This window comes from Rhodococcus sp. UNC363MFTsu5.1, assembly GCF_000686785.1.
GTDB lineage: Bacteria > Actinomycetota > Actinomycetes > Mycobacteriales > Mycobacteriaceae > Rhodococcus_G > Rhodococcus_G maanshanensis.
In genome coordinates, this window is sequence record NZ_JMLO01000009.1 from 1 (window position 1) to 18,252 (window position 18,252).

Here is an 18,252-nt window from a genome sequence, read left to right on the forward strand (position 1 = left end):
GGCCCCACCAACCTGTCAAACCTGGTGCTGCTCTGCCGCTTCCACCACACCACCATCCACCGCGGCGACTGGACCGTGACCATCAGCAAAGACGATGGCCACCCCTGGTTCACCCCACCCGCCTGGGTCGACCCCCACCGACAACCACTGCCGGCACACAACCGGCGCAACCAACTCCCCTTCGCCGCCTGAGGCGAAACCAACGGGCACCGCGATGGCCCGGGGTCGTGGTTGGGCTCTGCTACTCGGCCTTCGCTGCCGAACCGCCTCCGTTCCCGCCCTTCACCGGGAACAAGCTGCGTGCGATCACCAGCAAGATGCCGATCACCTCGATCACCGACGCCGCCAGCCAGGCGGTCATCACCTGGGAACTGGCGTCGGCCCTGTTCGAGAAGATGTACACACCGAAGAAGATGTTCGAGGCAACCAACTGCGCGCCGACGAAGGCAATCGCCCAGTACGCGAGGCGCTTGCGCAGACGGATGTCCTGCTGCCGGTTCTCCGCCTTCAACGTCTGGATGCGCAGCTTCTGGGCCTCCAGGGCGGTCCGGGTGTCCTGCTCCGCATCGGAGCTCTCACTCGAGTCGCCGTCGGGAGCCTCACCCCCGGCTCGGCCCGCAGGTCGGGCCCGCTTCGCCTCGTCTTCCAGCTCTTCGGCGCGCTGGAGTTTCTCGAGTACCGACGCCTGCCACACCCGGGTCGGCTCGTCCTCGCCGGACGGCTGCGTCGTTGCGCCGCTCCCCGACAGGCCGTCTACCTCCGCGCTCATTTCAGCAGCCCCAGGTTGGCGAGTCGGTAATTCATCGCCGGTGTCGAGACATTGAATTTTCTCCGGAGTTCGTCGACGGATGATCCCTTCGCCCACCACTTCTTGGCGATGGCGGCAGGCATCAGCAGTTCAGCAGCGAAGCTGTTCGCCCAGACCTCATGGGGATCCGCTCCAGCCGACGCGAGTTCGGCGCGCTCATCGACGAACCCCATCGGCTCCTTGTCCCCCTGACGCTGCGCAAAATGGCCCAACTCATGGGCGACGGTGAACCGCTGTCGAACGGGACTGTCCGACTTGTTCACGTAGATTTCGACCGGGCCCCCGTGCTCCTCCCGCACGATGAAGCCGGCCAGCGAGTCGTCGAGGTGCACTCGGTGAACGTCGATGCCAAGGCTTTTCGCGATCTCGAACGGGTTGACCGGAAAGTGGATGACGTTGTCCTCGTCGTTCCAGTGGTTGATGCGCATCCGTCGCGCCTCGGTTTTCGGATTCACCGACTCACCCCTCTCGACCCGCCGCAGATACAGCGCACCTCGCCGAGCAAGTATGCCCGGCGGAACACCGTCGGGCTCAGCTGGCCATCTACGGGAGTCGCCCCTCACCCGAATACGGGTGAGGGGCGACCGTGTACACCGCTCCGCTACGTGTGCCTGCGGCTCACGTGATCTCGATGCGGGTCACAGGGTCTCGATCACCGACTGCCCGGCCGGGGTGCGCAGCGCCTTCGTCGTCTCCACGCCCGAGTTCGGATTCAGCTTGTCGACGGTACGGAACTGGAAGCGCGCCTCGGACGCGTCGACCTCGAGAACCCCGTAGCCGTGATCGACCATGTTGGCGTGCCGCAGGTGCGGGTTCTTGGCGCGCCTGCTCGCCTCTTCGGCCCGCGCCGCGCCCGTGTCACTGCTGCCGGTGGCTCCGCCGTCCCCGGTGTTGGCGGAGGTGACCGACGGGACGACGAACTCGACGCCCGCGCGCCGGGCGCCGGGCGCGTTCCCCTGGGCACCGCTCGGCGTGCCAGGCGCAAACCCGGTGTCCCACAGTTCGCCCGCCCATCCGTCGTGGTCGTCACCGGTCACCAGGACCAGGTTGTCCACCGATTGGGCCGCAGTGGACAGGATCTCGGTCCTCTCGGCGCCATAGCCGTCCCAGGTGTCCATGTAGGCGCGGGCGCCGTCGTCCGCCACCACCATGCCCATCATCATGTTGGCGTTCGCGATCACCTTCCATCGCGCATCCGATCCGGTCAGCCCGTTGAGCAGCCATTGCTTCTGCGTCGCTCCGAGCATGGTCCGGCTGGCCGCATCGGCCTCGGCGCAGACGACGAGTTCGGCGTCGTCGCAGGCCTGCTTGTCGCGGTACTGCCTGGTGTCCGGCGCGAACAGCTCCACCGTCTTGCCCACGCGCAGCGAGCGGTAGGTGCGTGTCGGGTCGTTGGCGAAACGGGGAACCGGCATGTGCTCGAACCACGACTGCCACGCCCACTGCTTCTTCTGTTGGAACCCGACCGCGGCGTCGATGTCGGAGACCACCGGGAAGGTCCAGCCTTCCTTGCTGTAGTTGTTGCGGAACTCGTGGTCGTCCCAGATCGGGATGAAGGCGTGCTCGCTGTGCATCAGCCGCAGATCCGCGTCGGTGCGGTACTGGCGGTACTTGTCCCGCATGCCGTCGATGGTCTGCGGGAACGCATTGGTCGCGACACCACGGACGCCCGGCTTGGTGAACTCGTACACGTAGTCGCCCAGGCACACGACGAAGTCGAGGTCCTCCGCGGCGAGATGCCGGTGCGCCGCGTAGTAGCCCTCCTCGAAGCCCTGGCAGGTGAACCAACCGATGCGGACCGGCTCGTTGGAGTCGGCGGGCCGCAGCGTCCGGAACCGACCGACCGGCGACTCGCCCCCGTTGCCCCGGAACTGGTAGTAGTAGGTCTCACCCGGCGCCAGGCCGTTCACATCGAAATGCACTGTGCCGTCGGCATCTTCACGCACCTGAACCCGTTCGGCGAGAACCGGGCTGGACAGGTCCTCACGCTTCGAGACGATCAACGCCAACTCGCCGCCCGTGGCGCTGCTCCCGGCACTCCCACTGCCGAGGCTGCCCGTCCCGATGCTGCCGGTACTGACGCTGCCGGTACCCCCCGCCGCGCCGACGCGCGTCCACAATGTCGCGCCGTCGGTGCGCGGCACCCCTGCCATCACGCCGTTGCCGAACTCGGGGTTGCGGATCAGTCCCGCCCCGCCGTCGGGGGCCTGGCGCAGGACGGGGGTGGCGTTCGCGGCGGCGGGCAGCAGGCTCGCGCCACCGAGTACGGACAGGCCGGCCAGGAAAGCGCGGCGGGAGACATTGGTGGGCGGAAAGGACACAAGCCACCTCAGGTGCGGTAGGGACAAATTCCAGATGACCCTAGACGTCCATGATCTGTTCCGCAGTTATTTCCCCACTGTTCACCGAATACCCTCGATCCGCCCAGGAGAGGTGGGCGTGGGGCTGCTGCCCGACGCGGAGATTCGCCCTCGGGCCCGACCCGCTGCCGGTAACCTCGGCCCGCGCGATGGCGACATCGCCGCTGGATATCGGTTCGACATGACATGAGGAGTGGGGACATGGGTTCGATCGAGATCATGAATTGGCTACAGGCGGGGGCGAATGCCGGCGATCCGATCAGGGGTCCGCTCTTCGTCGCGGCGTTCGTCGTCCGCGGGCTGTACGCCGTGTTCTTCGAGGGTGCCGTGATCTGACGGACCCGAGAGAGTGCGCCGGGCCATGTGGTTTGGCGCAAGCCTGAAACGTGAATGGCCCCGCCTGAGGCGGGGCCATTCACGTTCACGTTGTGAGGCCTGGCGCCCTAGCTCGTCGGAACCGCGGCTTCCGGCAACGGCCGGACGGTGAGGATTTGCTGCGCACAGCCGACGGGACCTTGGACGTCGTGCAGGACCGTGCTCGTCAGCCCCTGCCCCGTCGGGCCGAAGGTGACGGTGGTATCGAGCCCGGTCCACCCACCCTCGGGCTGGCGGTACAGGTGGATGGTCAGGTCCAGGTTCGGGAACATCCACTTGGTCGGGTCCTGTAGCACTCCGATGCCGTTCGCGGTGTCGACCAGGGCGAGGAATGAGGCCAGGCTGCCGGACCGCTCGCCCGCCACCAGATCCACCGATGTCGACGCCCAGGCCGTGGCGCGCCCCGCGCTCGGCATGCCGACCTGCCGGATGTCGAGCGAGGCGACGTAGCCGCCGGGCCACACCGAGCCCATCGGCCAGGGCGAGGCGGACTCGGGGCTCGCCAGCGTGGCGGGTTCTCCCCCGGCGACGGCGGTGGTGTCCAGGTCGGCCAGGTACCAGGCCCTGGCGGTGACCACGGCACGGCCCGCGATGACCACCGTCGCCTGGACCAGTTCGATGGTCCGGCCGGGCCGGACGATCTCGACGTGAACGTCGAACTCCTCGAGAGCGATTCGGCCGAGGATGTCGAAGCTGATGCGCCCCATCGGCAGGGCGGGACGCCCCTCGCTCGCGCGCGTCCGCTCGATCTCGTGGACGACCAACCCTGCCACCGGGCTGAAGTGCTGCTCGTCGGCCGCCCACGCACCGATCGCGTGCGGGGTCGGGACGAACCGATGGTCGGAGACCCGCTCGAAGTAGCCGGCCCCGTGTCCTGTCGCCTCGGTCATCGGACGCACCTTTCGCCATTTATCGACCCTAGGGTCGAACTTTAGCCTATTAAGTCGGTTAATCGCCCTTCTGGTTGGATTTAGCTGATCCTCATCCCCGCTCCCGCCCACGTCACGGCAGGTCTTCCCGCCCCGGACGCCCGATATGATCGGGCGATGACTTCGACCGTGGAGGGGGAACCCGCCGCCCAGGCGGGACGCGCCGCCCGCCGTCGCGATCGTCGTAAGGCGGAGATGATCTCCGCCGCGCTCGAGATCCTCTCCAGCAGCGGATATCAGGGCATGCGGTTCGAGGATGTGGCCGAGCGCACCGACATCGCGAAAGCGACTCTGTACCACTACTTTCCGAGCAAGGACGCGCTGGTCGCCGAGGCGCTGGAGAAGCTCACCACCGACGTGCTGACCAGCCTCGGCGAGGCCCTCGACGGGGCCGCCGACCGATCCGCGACCGACCAGCTGCGCACACTGATCGCCGAGCAGCTGCACATCCTCACCGTGCGTTACCCCGAAGTCGGGAAGGTGTTCTCGTTCCCCGCTCCGTGGCCACCGGAGCACGGCGAGCTGATCAAGACGATGCGCCGACGCCACGACCAGCTCTTCCGCCGCGTCGTCGACCTCGGTGTCGAGGCGGGCGAGTTCGACTGCCCCGACCCGTCCGTTGCCCTGCACTGCCTGCACGGCATCCTCAACCACGCCTCGATCTGGCTGCGCCCCGAGGCCGACCCCGACGGGCGGTCCCGCGACGCCGTGGTCGAGGAGTCCATGCGCCTGTTCGTGCGCGCCTGACCCACCGCATCTGACACGACGAACGGGCGGTTCCCGGGAAACGCACTCGGCGTTTGCTCCGGGAACCGCCCGTTCGTCGATATCTACGACACCGGCCGGGCGAGGAAGATCGCCCGGCTCGGCGACGCCCCGATCACGGGTGCCGGTGGCTCACCTGAGAGAGCGGCAATAGAGGGCATCCGGGTGGCCGCCGCGATTGTTCGACCAGGAGAAGGCGATCCCGGCGGCGTATTCGTCAGCATCGCATTGCGCCTTACGGTAGCCGCTCGCGTAGTCGCCGCCCTCACCCGACGCGGGGCGGGTGTCCTGGTGGTCGCCCCACAGGGTGCGGCCGGCGCCGGCCAGCGGGATGCGACCCGGTGCGCAGAGGATCGCCGACATGCCGTCGCCGCGCACGCTGTAGCCGATCATGAACTGCCCCTCGGAGCACTGATACTTGGTGAAGCCAGTGGCCCAGTCGGTGGTCACCTGTTCCTTTGTGACCACAGTCGCCTCGGTGCCGGGCCTCCACAGATCGCCCTCGGTCGCGTCGGTGCACAGCCCGCGCTTGCCCCCGCTGGCGATACCGACCAGACGCTGATCGTCAGGGCAGGCCAGCTTGCGGGCACCGGGGTCCCAGTCGTTGGAGGCGCGCAGCGAGGCGTTGTCGTCGCGGTGTTCCCCATAGAGCATGGACCAACTGCGAACCGGATCGGTCTGTCCCGTCATGCCGCCCGCGGTCAAGAGCCGGCGAATGTGCGCACCGCGCCAGTCGTCGGAGTCGAGGACGCTGCGCCTGCTGCCGTCGGTGTCATAGCGCAGCAGGCCCCAATCGTTGCCCTTGTCCTCATGCTGGAAGCCGACAATGGGCCAGTAGGCGAAGTCCAGGTCCCGCTCGGTCAGGTAGTCGACCATGTTGTCGAACCAGGCCTTGTCCGCACCTTCGGCGCCCTTGCCGATGCCGAACTCACTTACCCACACCGGTGCGGTGAAATGCTGGTCCGGTGTCGTGGCCACATAGCCGGCCAGCTCATCCATCGCCCGGAACTGTTCCTCGCGTGACATGTCGCGGAAGCGGGGGTCGTGGGTTTCGCCCATCCCCGACGCGCCGGTGTGGTTCGGCCCGATGAAGCCGTAGAAGTGGGCCGCGTAGACCAGCTTGTGCGAGCGCACCAGCGTTGTCGATATCGTCTTCACCGGCTTCAGGATCGGGCGTTCGTGCGGGGTGATGTCCGTCGGGACGCCCTGCCAGTTGAGGCCCTCGATCATAATGAGCAGATTCGGGTTGGCGTCCTTGAGGATCCGGTTGCCCGCCAGTTCGGAGGCGGCTTCCCAGTCTTGATTGTCGCCCCACCCCCAGTTCGGGTCGTGCCAGGTGGTGCGCCGCACCTCGTTGCGCAGGTCGGCGCCGACGACGCCCGGATCGTTCTTGTACCGCTCGGCCAGGAACACCCAGTCGTTCACCCATGCCTCGGTGCTCTGACCCGAATTCCAGAATTCGTTGCCGTCCAGGCCACAGCACCACCGAGAGGACGTGGTGTGATTGTTGAGAATGACGGCCAGGCCTGCGCCGGTCAGCGCATGGACCGCATTGTCGTACACCTCGAGCGGCGTCAGTCCGTTCAGTGCCGGGTTGGCGGTCAGCCCCTTCACCGGCCGGGTGTCGCGGATCATCTGGTTGGAGAATGGCAGCCGGATGCTGTTCAGCCCGAGGGCCTTGAAGTCGTGGATGATCGTCTCCATCGGCACCCGGTCCAGTCCGAGTGGTGCGCGATGCCCCACCTCCCCGGCGTTGTTGTTGGCCGGGTCGTCGTCGTCTCCGCTGCCGTTCCAGGTGCCGCTGGATCCGTGCCAGTTTCCGGACTTCAGCTTGACCCGGTTTCCACTCGAGTCGACGATGTAGCGACCGCTGGTGCTCAGCGGGCCGCGCAGGTTACCCGTCACGGGACCGCCGGGACCGCCAGGATCGACGGGACCGCCGGGACCGCCGGGATCGACGGGGCCGCTCGACGAGCCGGAGTCCGAGCTGCCGAAACCGCCCGGCGCCGCTCCCGCCGCCGGAGCGAGCTGGATTGCCGGGGCGATGAGCAATCCGACTGCCAAGAGGAGTGCGGCCGGCGCCCTCACCGGACACCGCCATCGAAGCCATCGTCACGAATGGCCACCGGCACAGCGGGGCCTCCAACCGAAGGGGTCAACTCGTTCTCCTCATCTCGGGGCGCGAATGCGGCGCGACGCCTCTACTGCAGGTTGTTGCTCCCATGACCTGCAAGGACGCGGCGATTGCGGCCTGAAGGTACGCGGATGTCGTACGTCAACATGAGCGCTACGTGAGGTGTGGGTCACCTCGCGCCGCGGTAGCCTAGGGCGCTCGGTCCGAGATGTCTCAAAATGTTTAACACTTCAATCCGGTCGATTGACAAGCCGTAATTGTCAATTGATACCCCGGCGCCGCGCCCGGTCGCCGATGGCGATGGGATGATGGCCAGCGTGCCGATGCCCTCACCGCTGCCCGTCAAGGACGGGGTCGGACCGACGCGGCTGCGCGTCCCGGCGTCCGGGCCGTGGGCGACGATCGTCGAGTACGTCGTCGCGAGGTTCGACCACCTGGACTCCGGCGACCTGTACCGGCGGTTCGACGCCGGCGAGATCGTGGGCACCGACGGCCACCCGATCGATCGCGGCACGGCGCTCGGTGCGCACACGTTCGTCTGGTACCACCGCGATCTGCCGGTGGAGGACCCGGTGCCGTTCCACGAGGAGATCCTGCACGTCGACGACGACCTCGTCGTGATCGACAAGCCGCACTTCCTCCCGACCACCCCGAGCGGGCGCTACCTGCGAGAGTCGGCACTCGTCCGGTTGCGGGTCCGCCTCGACAACCCGGACCTGGCGCCGATCCATCGACTCGACCGCGGAACCGCAGGCGTGGTGATGTTCTCGGCCCGCCCCGCGACGCGCGGCGCGTACCAGTCGCTGTTCGAGAAGCGGAGGGTCGCGAAGGTCTACGAGGCGGTGTCGACACGACCGCACGCGTGGGACCCGGACGCACCGGCGCTCGCCGGGCGCGCCGTCCCCCTCGTCTACCGCAACCACATCGAGTCTCGGCGCGGCGAGTTACGGGTCGTCGTCGACGACGTCCGTGAGCCCAACGCCGAGACGGCGGTCGAGGTGCGCGGAACAGGCGTGAGCGCCTCCGGACGTGCTGTGCTGCACACGGTCCTGCGTCCGCACACCGGACGGATGCACCAGTTGCGGGTGCATCTGGCGGCACTCGGCGTCGGGATCCTGGGCGACCGGCGTTACCCCGACCTGCTGCCCGAGGCGCCGGACGATCATTCCCTCCCGCTCCAACTGCTCGCGCGGGAACTGGAATTCACCGATCCGCTGTCGGGGACGCCGCGGCGGTTCGTCACCCGCAGGACGTTGAGCGAGGCGCCCGTTTCGGGGCGCTGAGCGGGCCGTTACGCAGGCTCTCGCATCACGCCGACGTGACGCACCTTCCCGGAAAGGCCTGGCAGCTCCTGCACGGGCGACCAGGTGCTCAGCCCATCTGTGCTGTCGGAATAGAGGTATTTTCCTTCGGTGTAGGCGTCCAGGTACATCCGCCAGGCACCGTTCGGCAACTGGACCACGGCCGGGCCCTCGACCGGTGAACCCCAATTTCCGGGCGGGACGAACGAATAGGGTCCCGTCACCGACGACGCGACAGCATGCTCGATGACCTTCTTCGTCTCGTTCTTGGTGAACGCATGGTAGGTCGATCCCACTTTGACCACGGTGGTGTCGATGTGGTCCGCGCCGATCCCGTCGAGCGGGACGGGCAGGCTCCAGAATCGGAGTGACGGGTCCAGCGCCGTCATCAGATACGGCACGAATCCTCCACCGGTCGACATCGACAGGATGACGTTGACGCGGTCGCCGTCCACGAACCATTCGGGCGCCCAGGCCTTGGTGGTGAATGGCGACAGTGATGGTCCGTCGCTGAACCCGGCCGACCCCGAGGAGCCCGGCGGGCTCGCCGAGCCGGTGCCGTCCCCGGTGCCCGGCAGGAAGGCGCAGCAGAACGGGACCGGCCACGAGGCCAGGTACGTCCAGTTGATCCGGTCACTGCTGCGCGCGAAGCCGATGTTCGCCCCGTCGACTGTCGTGTAGGTGAGGTAGTAGGCCCCGTCGGTGTGCCGGAAGATGCTCGAGTCGCGCACCACCCCTGACGGGGGCCGATACGCCGACAGTCGGAGGGGCTGGAAATGAGTGGCGTCCGCCGACTCGTACACATCCAGGTCGCGGTCGCTGACGTTGCTGAACGCCACCATCGTGTATTGCCAGTCTGGCGGCGGTGCGGCGCCACTGCTCCCCGAGGCCGCAACCAGCAGGCCCGCGACAACGAGCATCACCATCGATATGGCCGACAAGGTGGTTCGCTTGGTGAGCGTCACGGGTGCAGTATCCACGCCGAGCATGCGCCGCACGCGTGGCTTGGGCAGTAGGTGCACCGGATCGTTACCGACGGCTGTCGTGGAACGCGGAACGGGCGCTAGCTGCGCGAGTCGGTGCTCGTCCGATAGCGGGTCCGCCTCGACAATCCGGATCTGACGCCGTTCCACCGACTCGACCGCGCGACCCGACAGAGGATCGTCGTGACGGCAGGAAGCGCCGCTTCCCGTGGCAGCATCCTTGCTCCGGCGCCAACAAACTTGCGTAGCGTAATACGAATCATCAAGTGCCACAGATGAACCCAACCCGAATCCGCCTCCGCATTCGGGCCACCACGCTACGGTGTCCGCGGGGTCGAATCGCCCTCCCGGCAGCGGAATCGGAAGCGTCGTCGGGCGTCACAGAATGGAGAGGGTTCAACCGTGCCTCGTGTCACGAATCGTCGTATCGCATCCACCATCGCCGCCACCGTCCTGGTGGCCGCCGGCCTTGTCACCGGCGCCGGTACCGCCTCTGCAGCCGACACATCCACTGACGGGTCGGTGGCGGGTGGGTTCACCTGCCGCAAGTTCATGGTGTACCCGGAAGTGCCCATGATCTGCGACGTGTTCGGACATAGGTTCTACCTCCCGCTGTGGCTGTCGTAGGACGAGCGGGAGCGGGACCGACGACGAACGGGCGGTTTCCGGGACGCGCACTCGGCGTTTGTCCCGGAAACCGCCCGTTCGCGGTGTGGATCTAGACGTTGAAGCGGAACTCCACCACGTCACCGTCGACCATCACGTAGTCCTTGCCCTCCATGCGCACCTTTCCGGCGGCCTTGGCGGCGGCCATGGAGCCGGCGGCGACCAGGTCGTCGAAGGAGACGATCTCGGCCTTGATGAAGCCGCGCTCGAAGTCGGTGTGGATGACGCCGGCCGCCTGCGGGGCGGTGTCGCCCTTGTGGATGGTCCAGGCCCGCGACTCCTTGGGACCCGCGGTCAGGTAGGTCTGCAGCCCGAGGGTGTGGAAGCCGGTCCTGGCGAGCGCGTGCAGGCCGGGCTCGGACTGACCGATCGAGTCGAGCATCTCCTGACGGTCCTCCTCGTCCAGCTCGAGCAGCTCCTGCTCGACCTTCGCGTCGAGGAACACCGCGTCCGCCGGGGCGACAGACGCGCGCAGCTCGGCGACCTTCGCCTCGTCGGTGAGCACGGCCTCGTCGGCGTTGAAGACGTAGAGGAAGGGCTTGGTGGTGAGCAGGCTCAGCTCGCGGAGCAGACCGAAGTCGAGCTTGTCCTTGACGCTGAACAGGGTCTTGCCCTCGTCGAGGAACGCCTGAGCCTTGAGCGCCTCCTCGTGCAGCGGCTTGAGCTCCTTGTTCTTCTTCGCTTCCTTCTCCAGGCGCGGGAGGGCCTTCTCCAGCGTCTGCATGTCGGCGATGACGAGCTCGGTCTCGATCACCTCGATGTCCGAGGCGGGGTCGACGCGACCGTCGACGTGCACCACGTCATCGTCGGCGAACACGCGAACGACCTGGCAGATGGCGTCGGCCTCGCGGATGTTGGCCAGGAACTTGTTGCCGAGGCCCGCGCCCTCGGAGGCACCCTTCACGATGCCTGCGATGTCGACGAAGGACACGGTCGCGGGCAGCAGCCGCTCGGAACCGAAGATCTCGGCGAGCTTGGCCAGCCGGGGATCGGGCAGCTCGACCAGGCCGACGTTGGGCTCGATGGTCGCGAACGGGTAGTTCGCGGCCAGCACGTCGTTGTTGGTCAGCGCGTTGAAGAGGGTGGACTTGCCGACGTTGGGCAGTCCGACGATTCCGAGGGTAAGGCTCACGGTCTCCAGAGTCTACGGACCGGTGCAGGCGCCTCGCACACACCGGTCCGTAGACCTGCAGATCAGTACCCGCTGGTGCTGTCCTCGATGCCGCTGATCGCGGCGGCGATGATCACCCCGTAGAGGATGAAGAACAGCACCCCGAGGCCGATTGCCAGCCCCAGCGAGATCTTCCCGAGCTGCTTGGCACGGTCGGAGGCGTACTGCGCACCCTGGTAGTCGCCGAGCGCCCACCTCGGGTACACCGAGGACGAGTGGTTGAACGCGGCGAACGCCAGCGGCCAGAAGAAGACGACCGCGGCCACCGCCCAGCCGGCGTTCGACGGCGGCGGCGCGGGCACCGCACCCGGAACCGGAGGCCCGTACTGCACGGGGGCCTGCATCGGCTGCGGGGCTTGCGCGGGCTGCGGATAGGACGGGTACGCGGGCGCCCCGTAGGACGGCGCCGTCGCGGTCGTGGGCGCGCTAGCAAACTCGGTCTCGGACATGGTCCCCCCTGAAGATCATTCGGATACAGCGCAAGCACCCTATCCGAGCAGAGTGTCGCCGGAGCATGCCCTGTTCGCGGACCCCACCCACGGCAGACAAACGGGTAGCCCACGGCCGTGACATGCCCTGGTCTGACGCTCACAATGAGAAGAGCGCACTCCGAGGGCTCACCGGAACGGCGCGGTGCGCCACAGCCGCCACCAGGAGGAAAACCATGACCAGAAATCGACTCCGCGCAGCGATAGTGGCCGCGGCTACGGTTCCGATGATCGCGTTCGGCCCGGCGATCGCCGCCGCCGGACCGGCATCGCCGGTCCCCACACCCGTTTCGCCCGCAGCCCTCAATCCACAGCAGGGCCCATGGGGTGCCGCACTGACCTGCTCGCCCTTGGCCTTCATTCCGTTCGCGGGGCCGCTCGCCATAGCCTGCTGGGTCTGAGGCGGCGCTACCCTCGCTTGCGCGCGACCGTCACGGCCCACGTCGCGTCCGCCCGCCATGGCCGCAGGTCCCACGTCGCGAAGCGCTGCTCGAGTACCAGTCCTGCGGCCTCCAGGTCCGCGTCGAACTCCCGGACCGAGTACCGGTAGTCGGTGGCGAAGCCGGTGACCAACACCCCGCCATCGACCAGGTGCGCGGCAAGCCGTTGCAGCACAGTCCTTTCCGTTCCCGGCTCGAGGAAGATCAGCACGTTCCCTGCCGCGACGATCGCGTCGAACACCTCTCCCGGCAGGTCGAGCTCGGCGAGGTCCGCCCGATAGACGGTCAACTCCCGGTGTGCCCGCGCCGCCTCGACCAACACCGGATCGAGGTCGACCGCCGTCACATGGTGTCCGCGCCTGGCCAATTCGACGCCGACACGCCCGGTGCCACATCCGGCGTCGAGTACCCGCGAGCCCGGCGCGATGACGGCATCGACCATCCGGGCCTCCCCGTGCAGATCCACGCCCTGCGCCGCCAACTCCTCGAAACGCCGGATATAGGCGCGTGATTGCTCTTCGTCACGTTCGTTCTCCCAGCGCGTCACATTGTTCAGACTATGTTCAGATGGCCCGTCGGCCCCAGCGAAACTCATTCGCGCCGCGTACGCTCTGTGAGCACGCCGAGGACCGGATCATGTGGTCCCCGTGTGGATCAGCACTACAAGCGCTTCACCGACGATCACCTCTGAAAGGGGAACAACGTGGCGGACACCTTGCAGGCCGGTTCGAGCCTCACGGCCGGACAGTCGATCACCTCCAACAACGGCGCGTACACGCTGACGCTGCAGGACGACGGCAACCTCGTGCTCAGCGAGGGCGGCAACGCTGTGTGGGCCAGCAAGACCAACGGCAAGAGCGCAGTCAAGGCCGATCTGCAGGACGACGGCAACTTCGTGCTGTACACCGAGGGCAACGACGCCGTGTGGGCCTCCCAGACCGCAGGCAACTCCGACGTCAAGCTGGTCGTCCAGGACGACCGCAACGTGGTGCTGTACGCGGGCGACAAGGCCGTCTGGGCATCGGACACCGCCGTCGAGACCCCGGCCGAGCCGGAGCCCGAGCCCGCCCCGGTCGCCCCGGCCGCCGCCGAGGCTCCCCCGGCTCCCCCGGCCCCGCGCACCCACACCGTCGCCCCCGGCGACACCCTCTGGGACCTCGCCACCCACTTCTACGGCGACGGCAACCAGTACCAGCGCATCGCCGATGCCAACGGCATCCCGAACCCGGACGCCATCAACGTCGGCCAGGTTCTGACCATCCCGGCGTAGCACACCCGCTCCACCCGACACGGCGGCCCCGGACTCGTTTCCGGGGCCGCCGTGTCGTTTTCGGCGCCCCGCACGGCCGGGTGCGAGACTCGATCGACCCGACCGGCGATGGACGTGACACGAAAAGGATGCACCGTGGTGAGATGGCTGATCGTTGTCGGAGTGTGGCTGGCCGGACTGGCGGCGCTGGCACTCGCCCTCGGCATCGGATCCGGATGGTGGATTCTCGCCGTGATCGCCCTTGCGCTCGCGTGCCTCGGCACCTGGGATCTGATCCAGCGTCGACACAGCATCCTGCGCAACTACCCCATCCTCGGGCACGCCCGGTTCCTGCTCGAGAAGATTCGTCCCGAGATCCAGCAGTACTTCATCGAATCATCCACCGATGGAACGCCGTTCGACCGTGAGACCCGCAACCTCGTGTACGAGCGGGCCAAGGGAACCAAGGACGACGAGCCCTTCGGCACCGAACGGGACGTGCACGCGCCCGGATACGAGTTCATGGCCCACTCGCTGCGGGCACGGCACGCCCCCGAGGCGACCCCGACGGTCCGGCTCGGCGGGCCGGATTGCACTCAGCCGTACGACATCGCGCTGCTGAACGTCTCCGCGATGAGCTTCGGCTCGCTGTCCGCCAACGCGGTCGAGGCGATGAACGCGGGCGCCGCACGCGGCGGATTCGCCCACGATACCGGCGAGGGCGGCATAAGCCCGTACCACCGCAAGCACGGCGGCGACCTGATCTGGGAGATCGGCTCCGGGTACTTCGGGTGCCGCACCCCGGACGGGCGGTTCGATCCGGAGATCTTCGCCGCGAAGGCGGTCGACCCCCAGGTCAAGGCGATCTCGATCAAGCTGTCCCAGGGCGCCAAGCCCGGCCTCGGCGGCGTGCTGCCCGGAGCGAAGGTCAGCCAGGAGATCGCCGACACCCGCGGAGTCCCGGTGGGGGTCACCGTGATCTCGCCGCCCGCGCACAGCGCCTTCGACACCCCCCTCGAGCTGATCGAGTTCGTCTCGACGCTGCGCGCACTGTCCGGAGGCAAGCCCGTCGGGTTCAAGCTCTGCGTGGGCTCGCGGGCGGAGTTCCTCGGCATCTGCAAGGCCATGCTGGAGACCGGTACCGCGCCGGACTTCATCATCGTGGACGGCTCGGAGGGCGGAACCGGCGCCGCCCCCGTCGAATTCGAGGACCACATGGGCATGCCGCTGACCGAGGGCCTGATGCTCGTGCACAACGCGCTGGTCGGAACCGGCCTGCGGGATCGGATCAGGATCGGCGCCTCCGGCAAGGTCGCCAGCGGCAGCGACATCGTCAAGCGCATCATCCAGGGCGCCGACTTCACCCTCGCGGCCCGGGCGATGCTGTTCGCGGTCGGCTGCATCCAGGCCCAGGCCTGCCACACCAACCACTGCCCGGTCGGGGTCGCGACACAGGACCGCGCCCGCTCGAGATCGATCGACGTGCCGGACAAGTCCGCCCGGGTGTACCGATTCCAGAAGTCGACGGTGGCCAGCGCGAAGCAGCTGATCGCCTCGATGGGCCTGGACGGCTTCGACGAGCTGCGCCCGTCCATGCTCAACCGCCGCGTCGACGCGATCACCACGAAAACCTATGCGGATCTTTATGAATGGCTGCAGTCGGGCGAGCTGCTCGAGGACCCGCCCGCCGGCTGGTTGAACGACTGGATCGACGCGGACGCCGCCCGGTTCTGACCGGGCGGCCGCGCCGCGGCGTCAATCCGCGAAGTTCCGCTCGATCCAGTCGATGGTCTGCATGCCGAACAGGTCGGTCCCCCACCCATACGGGTCGGCGAACAACCGCTTCACGTCGCAGTCGCTCGGCGCGTAGGTGACGTCGGTACCGCCCGCCTGGTAGCGGGCCGCGAGATCACGCGAATCCTGTGCGGGTACAAGGGACATGGGCGAATCGTCCTTGCTGCACGAGGAGATCAGCACCTTGGACCTCGGCGCCTGGCCGCCGAGCCGGTTGTCGTCGTAGACGTGCTGGAACTCGGGGATGTCCGCGGGACTCTGGCCGCTGCTGAACAGCAGCCGGAGCGGCACGAACGGCGCCGTGAAGTAGGACGGCATCTGGCACTGGACACGGTACTCGTCGGCCAGCGCCCTGCCGACCGGGTTGAGCTTGTCGTCGATCCGCATCTCCGGGTACCAGGGCTCGAGTCCGAGCAGGGTCGCGAAGGCGAACCCCGACCCGACCGAGCCGTCCGCGGTCCGCATGAAGTTCCGCTGATCGATCACCATGCCCTCGAGGACAGTGGATTTGACGTTCAGCTCGGGCGCGTAGCCCGCCTGCATCTCCGCCGCGGAGGCCGCTCCGACGCCGCCGCCCGCGACACCGAACAGTGCGATGGGGGCCTGCGGGCCGAGCCCCGTCGCGCCGCCAGAGGTGGCCGCGCGCAGCGCGTCGAGCTGGGCGTGGCCGGCGAACTTCGCCGCGAAGACGCCGTGCGGATCTGGGTCGGCGTCGTTGCCGACATCGGAGATCACCACGGCGTACCCCTTGCCGAACATCAGCGCCAGCGGGCCGAGCGCGGACCACGACGCTCCGTCGAGCGGATCACCGCCCGTCCACTGGGTGCTGGGGTGACAGTTGGCGCCGACGCTGTCGTTGGCCTCCTGGTACCCGATGACCTTCTTCTCCGAAGCGGGTTCGCCGTCGACGGGGATCATCACGATCCCCGTGCTGATCGTCGGGGTCACCCCGTCGTTCCCCGTCGTGACGTACATGATCTTGTACGCCTCGAGGTTGGCCGGCCTGAAGCCGGTGAACATCACGTCGACGCGCTTGGCCTTGAGGAGGGTGCCCGGCTTCTCGGTGCCGGTGAGCGCCGGCTCGGCGTAGAACGGATCGTTCGGCCGCAGCGCGCCGAGGATCTCGCTCCTGGTGCCGAACTCCCCACCCTCGAACGCGCCCTCGACGAATTCGTTGAACACCTCACCCTGCAGTGCCGGTGTGTCGACCGCTACGGGCGGCGGGGGTGCTGGTGCTTGTGCCGCACCGACACCCGGCGACAGGATCGCGAGGCCCACGGCCGCGGCGGCGGCCAAGCCCGAGCGCGCCCGGCCGGTGCTGGGGCGATGGTGGCGCGGATCGGTCGCCATCAGGACACCGTCACTTTCGTGTTCTGGAGGGCCGATTGCAGGATCTGCGGAACGTTCATCAGCGGCCGATGGCTCTCGATCTGGATCTCGTACGGGGTGCGGAGCTCCGCCTCGAGCCGCGGCCAGTCGTATTCGACCGTCCCCTTGTACCTGGGCAGCAACTGGGTGGTGATGTAGTCCCACCGCTGTTCGTAGACGGACCAGTTCCAGTTCGGCAGCGGCATGGTCAGGGTGGTCGTCCTGCCGTCGGGCAGGGTGGTCGTGATCTCGATGGGATGAAACGAACGCGGCGGCAGCACACCTGCGACCGAGGGCGCCCCGGCGACCGTGGACAGATAGGTGACGGCCTCGCCGACGTCGCCCTTGTAGGCCCGCACGGCGTCCCACTGATCCCTGATGATCACGCCCTGTTCGCGGCGCAGCAGCGCCACGTTGCCCCGGGCGATCCCGTCCGCGTCCGCCGAGGCGATGTCGCGCCACGCGTCCATCACGTCCTGCCCGAACAGCCCAGCCGCGCGCATCTCCTCGAGGGCGGGCAGTCCCCCGATGACGTACGCCCGGTGCATCGGCATCAGGTCCGAGAAGATGTTCTTCTGCATCACCAGGATCATGCCCAGGATGTAGTGCAGGTCGTCGCCGGTGACCGTGGCCCCGGCACCGGCCAACGCGCGCAACCCCTTCGGGAGCCGGTCGACGATCTGCGGTCCCGCCACCTCGGTCGCCGTCGCGACGATGGCGCGCGTGGTCTGCTGCAGCTGCGGGAGGTCGTAGACGTTGGTGATCAGCTCGAAATCGATGAGCCCGCCGCCGAAGTCGGCGCCGACCTGGCCTGCCATGCCCGCCCACTGCAACTCGGGATGGGAGAGCTGCAGGTGCTCGTAGTACCGGTACGACCGGATCAGGTTCTCCCTGTTCGCCTGCACACCGGTGCGGGGGTCCCACCCGGCCAGGTCGATGCCTGCCTCGGCGGTGACCTCGGCGAGCCAGTACTGGTCCAGCAACGCCGCATACGAGGTCGGCGCCGCGCCGGACGCCCTGGCCTGGTCGAGCAACCGCGCGAGCACGCCACGATCGGTCGGCAGCGACGGGTTCACCCCGCCGGGTCCGTGCGCGGCGTCGCGGTTGACCAGCGGCAGGTTCAGGTAGGGGTCCGCCTCGGACGCGGCGGCGGGCGTGCTCGGCCCCGCCACCGCCAGGCCCAGCACGACGGCGGCCAGCGCGGGCAGGCACCTCCGGAGCACGGAAGACCGCGACGGCGCGCGGGTGATGCGAGCACTCATGGGCCCCCCGGAGTCGGAACATACCGCGAAGAAGGTTTTCCGAGACTAGTTCACGTTTCCCGAGGCTTCGGGCACTTTCGGCGGACCTGTTCCTGCGCTCACCGCATGCAGCCGACCGCTGGTCGACAACCCCGGCACGTGCCATTTCGGCGACATAGG

General features: G+C 67.9%; 17 protein-coding genes and 2 pseudogenes. 8 read left to right on the top strand and 11 right to left on the bottom strand.

The window, feature by feature from the left end; translation table 11 throughout:
- Positions 1-192, top strand: a pseudogene (locus BR31_RS32165) (HNH endonuclease); the annotation flags it as partial.
- Between the two features lie 49 nt (positions 193-241).
- Here BR31_RS32165 and BR31_RS0110940 read toward each other — a convergent pair.
- The 3 genes from BR31_RS0110940 to BR31_RS0110950 all read right to left on the bottom strand — a co-directional run bounded on the left by BR31_RS0110940 (position 242) and on the right by BR31_RS0110950 (position 3,129).
- The gene (locus tag BR31_RS0110940) at positions 242-769 is read right to left on the bottom strand and encodes a hypothetical protein (protein ID WP_027500999.1); all 528 of its coding nucleotides are present in this window, start codon (positions 767-769) and stop codon (positions 242-244) included.
- Positions 766-1,263 (bottom strand): ImmA/IrrE family metallo-endopeptidase, encoded by a 498-nt coding sequence (locus BR31_RS28240; RefSeq protein ID WP_156042438.1) that lies wholly within the window; start codon positions 1,261-1,263, stop codon positions 766-768. Before BR31_RS28240 ends, BR31_RS0110940 begins: the two co-directional genes overlap by 4 nt.
- Before the next feature lie 183 nt (positions 1,264-1,446).
- On the bottom strand, positions 1,447-3,129 hold the full coding sequence (locus tag BR31_RS0110950; RefSeq protein ID WP_037176309.1) for an alkaline phosphatase D family protein: 1,683 nt from the start codon (positions 3,127-3,129) through the stop codon (positions 1,447-1,449).
- 240 nt (positions 3,130-3,369) lie between these two features.
- On the opposite strand from BR31_RS0110950, the gene BR31_RS32415 reads away from it, so the two are divergent.
- The gene (locus BR31_RS32415; protein WP_269321342.1) at positions 3,370-3,504 is read left to right on the top strand and encodes a hypothetical protein; all 135 of its coding nucleotides are present in this window, start codon (positions 3,370-3,372) and stop codon (positions 3,502-3,504) included.
- Between the two features lie 107 nt (positions 3,505-3,611).
- On the opposite strand, the gene BR31_RS0110960 is transcribed toward BR31_RS32415, so the two are convergent.
- Positions 3,612-4,433: a thioesterase family protein gene (locus BR31_RS0110960; RefSeq protein ID WP_027501001.1), complete on the bottom strand. Its 822-nt coding sequence runs from the start codon at positions 4,431-4,433 to the stop codon at positions 3,612-3,614.
- 156 nt (positions 4,434-4,589) lie between these two features.
- Between BR31_RS0110960 and BR31_RS0110965 the strand changes: the two genes are divergently transcribed.
- Positions 4,590-5,219 carry a TetR/AcrR family transcriptional regulator gene (locus BR31_RS0110965; RefSeq protein WP_037176310.1) on the top strand — a complete coding sequence of 210 codons (630 nt, stop codon included), beginning with the start codon at positions 4,590-4,592 and terminating at the stop codon, positions 5,217-5,219.
- A gap of 150 nt (positions 5,220-5,369) precedes the next feature.
- Here the strand turns inward: BR31_RS0110965 and BR31_RS28245 are convergent, their stop codons facing one another.
- Positions 5,370-6,941, bottom strand: a complete 1,572-nt coding sequence (locus BR31_RS28245; RefSeq protein ID WP_197023593.1) for a glycoside hydrolase family 5 protein — start codon at positions 6,939-6,941, stop codon at positions 5,370-5,372.
- Positions 6,942-7,676: 735 nt separating this feature from the next.
- Between BR31_RS28245 and BR31_RS0110975 the strand changes: the two genes are divergently transcribed.
- Complete coding sequence (locus BR31_RS0110975; RefSeq protein WP_027501003.1) at positions 7,677-8,654, top strand: pseudouridine synthase; 978 nt, start codon at positions 7,677-7,679, stop codon at positions 8,652-8,654.
- Positions 8,655-8,662: 8 nt separating this feature from the next.
- Here the strand turns inward: BR31_RS0110975 and BR31_RS0110980 are convergent, their stop codons facing one another.
- Complete coding sequence (locus tag BR31_RS0110980) at positions 8,663-9,598, bottom strand: glycoside hydrolase family protein (RefSeq protein WP_051637326.1); 936 nt, start codon at positions 9,596-9,598, stop codon at positions 8,663-8,665.
- Positions 9,599-9,739: 141 nt separating this feature from the next.
- On the opposite strand from BR31_RS0110980, the pseudogene BR31_RS32170 reads away from it, so the two are divergent.
- Positions 9,740-9,847, top strand: a pseudogene (locus tag BR31_RS32170) (pseudouridine synthase); the annotation flags it as partial.
- A 210-nt stretch (positions 9,848-10,057) separates the two neighbouring features.
- On the top strand, positions 10,058-10,282 hold the full coding sequence (locus tag BR31_RS0110985; RefSeq protein WP_027501005.1) for a hypothetical protein: 225 nt from the start codon (positions 10,058-10,060) through the stop codon (positions 10,280-10,282).
- Between the two features lie 91 nt (positions 10,283-10,373).
- Here BR31_RS0110985 and ychF read toward each other — a convergent pair whose 3' ends face one another.
- The 3 genes from ychF to BR31_RS0111005 all read right to left on the bottom strand — a co-directional run bounded on the left by ychF (position 10,374) and on the right by BR31_RS0111005 (position 13,015).
- Positions 10,374-11,453 (bottom strand): redox-regulated ATPase YchF, encoded by a 1,080-nt coding sequence (gene ychF, locus BR31_RS0110990; protein WP_027501006.1) that lies wholly within the window; start codon positions 11,451-11,453, stop codon positions 10,374-10,376.
- A 62-nt stretch (positions 11,454-11,515) separates the two neighbouring features.
- Complete coding sequence (locus tag BR31_RS0110995; RefSeq protein ID WP_027501007.1) at positions 11,516-11,941, bottom strand: CD225/dispanin family protein; 426 nt, start codon at positions 11,939-11,941, stop codon at positions 11,516-11,518.
- A gap of 447 nt (positions 11,942-12,388) precedes the next feature.
- The gene (locus BR31_RS0111005) at positions 12,389-13,015 is read right to left on the bottom strand and encodes a class I SAM-dependent methyltransferase (RefSeq protein ID WP_051637303.1); all 627 of its coding nucleotides are present in this window, start codon (positions 13,013-13,015) and stop codon (positions 12,389-12,391) included.
- A gap of 108 nt (positions 13,016-13,123) precedes the next feature.
- Here BR31_RS0111005 and BR31_RS0111010 point away from each other — a divergent pair, with 108 nt between their 5' ends.
- Complete coding sequence (locus BR31_RS0111010; RefSeq protein WP_027501010.1) at positions 13,124-13,690, top strand: LysM peptidoglycan-binding domain-containing protein; 567 nt, start codon at positions 13,124-13,126, stop codon at positions 13,688-13,690.
- A gap of 135 nt (positions 13,691-13,825) precedes the next feature.
- Complete coding sequence (locus tag BR31_RS0111015; protein ID WP_027501011.1) at positions 13,826-15,403, top strand: FMN-binding glutamate synthase family protein; 1,578 nt, start codon at positions 13,826-13,828, stop codon at positions 15,401-15,403.
- A gap of 21 nt (positions 15,404-15,424) precedes the next feature.
- Here BR31_RS0111015 and BR31_RS28250 read toward each other — a convergent pair whose 3' ends face one another.
- Both BR31_RS28250 and BR31_RS0111025 read right to left on the bottom strand, forming a co-directional pair.
- Entirely contained in the window at positions 15,425-16,813 is a 1,389-nt protein-coding gene (locus tag BR31_RS28250) for a lipase family protein (protein ID WP_051637304.1), read from the bottom strand.
- On the bottom strand, positions 16,813-18,093 hold the full coding sequence (locus tag BR31_RS0111025; RefSeq protein WP_231496447.1) for a hypothetical protein: 1,281 nt from the start codon (positions 18,091-18,093) through the stop codon (positions 16,813-16,815). The genes BR31_RS28250 and BR31_RS0111025 overlap by 1 nt, the downstream gene beginning before the upstream one ends.
- Positions 18,094-18,252: the final 159 nt, after the last annotated feature.

Coding starts and splice junctions, on each gene's coding strand:
- BR31_RS0110940 (WP_027500999.1), bottom strand. CDS start 769: ATGAGCGCGGAGGTAGACGGCCTGTCGGGGAGCGGCGCAACGACGCAG.
- BR31_RS32415 (WP_269321342.1), top strand. CDS start 3,370: ATGGGTTCGATCGAGATCATGAATTGGCTACAGGCGGGGGCGAATGCC.
- BR31_RS0110960 (WP_027501001.1), bottom strand. CDS start 4,433: ATGACCGAGGCGACAGGACACGGGGCCGGCTACTTCGAGCGGGTCTCC.
- BR31_RS0110965 (WP_037176310.1), top strand. CDS start 4,590: ATGACTTCGACCGTGGAGGGGGAACCCGCCGCCCAGGCGGGACGCGCC.
- BR31_RS28245 (WP_197023593.1), bottom strand. CDS start 6,941: ATGGAGACGATCATCCACGACTTCAAGGCCCTCGGGCTGAACAGCATC.
- BR31_RS0110975 (WP_027501003.1), top strand. CDS start 7,677: ATGATGGCCAGCGTGCCGATGCCCTCACCGCTGCCCGTCAAGGACGGG.
- BR31_RS0110980 (WP_051637326.1), bottom strand. CDS start 9,598: ATGGTGATGCTCGTTGTCGCGGGCCTGCTGGTTGCGGCCTCGGGGAGC.
- BR31_RS0110995 (WP_027501007.1), bottom strand. CDS start 11,941: ATGTCCGAGACCGAGTTTGCTAGCGCGCCCACGACCGCGACGGCGCCG.
- BR31_RS0111005 (WP_051637303.1), bottom strand. CDS start 13,015: ATGAGTTTCGCTGGGGCCGACGGGCCATCTGAACATAGTCTGAACAAT.
- BR31_RS28250 (WP_051637304.1), bottom strand. CDS start 16,813: ATGGCGACCGATCCGCGCCACCATCGCCCCAGCACCGGCCGGGCGCGC.
- BR31_RS0111025 (WP_231496447.1), bottom strand. CDS start 18,093: ATGAGTGCTCGCATCACCCGCGCGCCGTCGCGGTCTTCCGTGCTCCGG.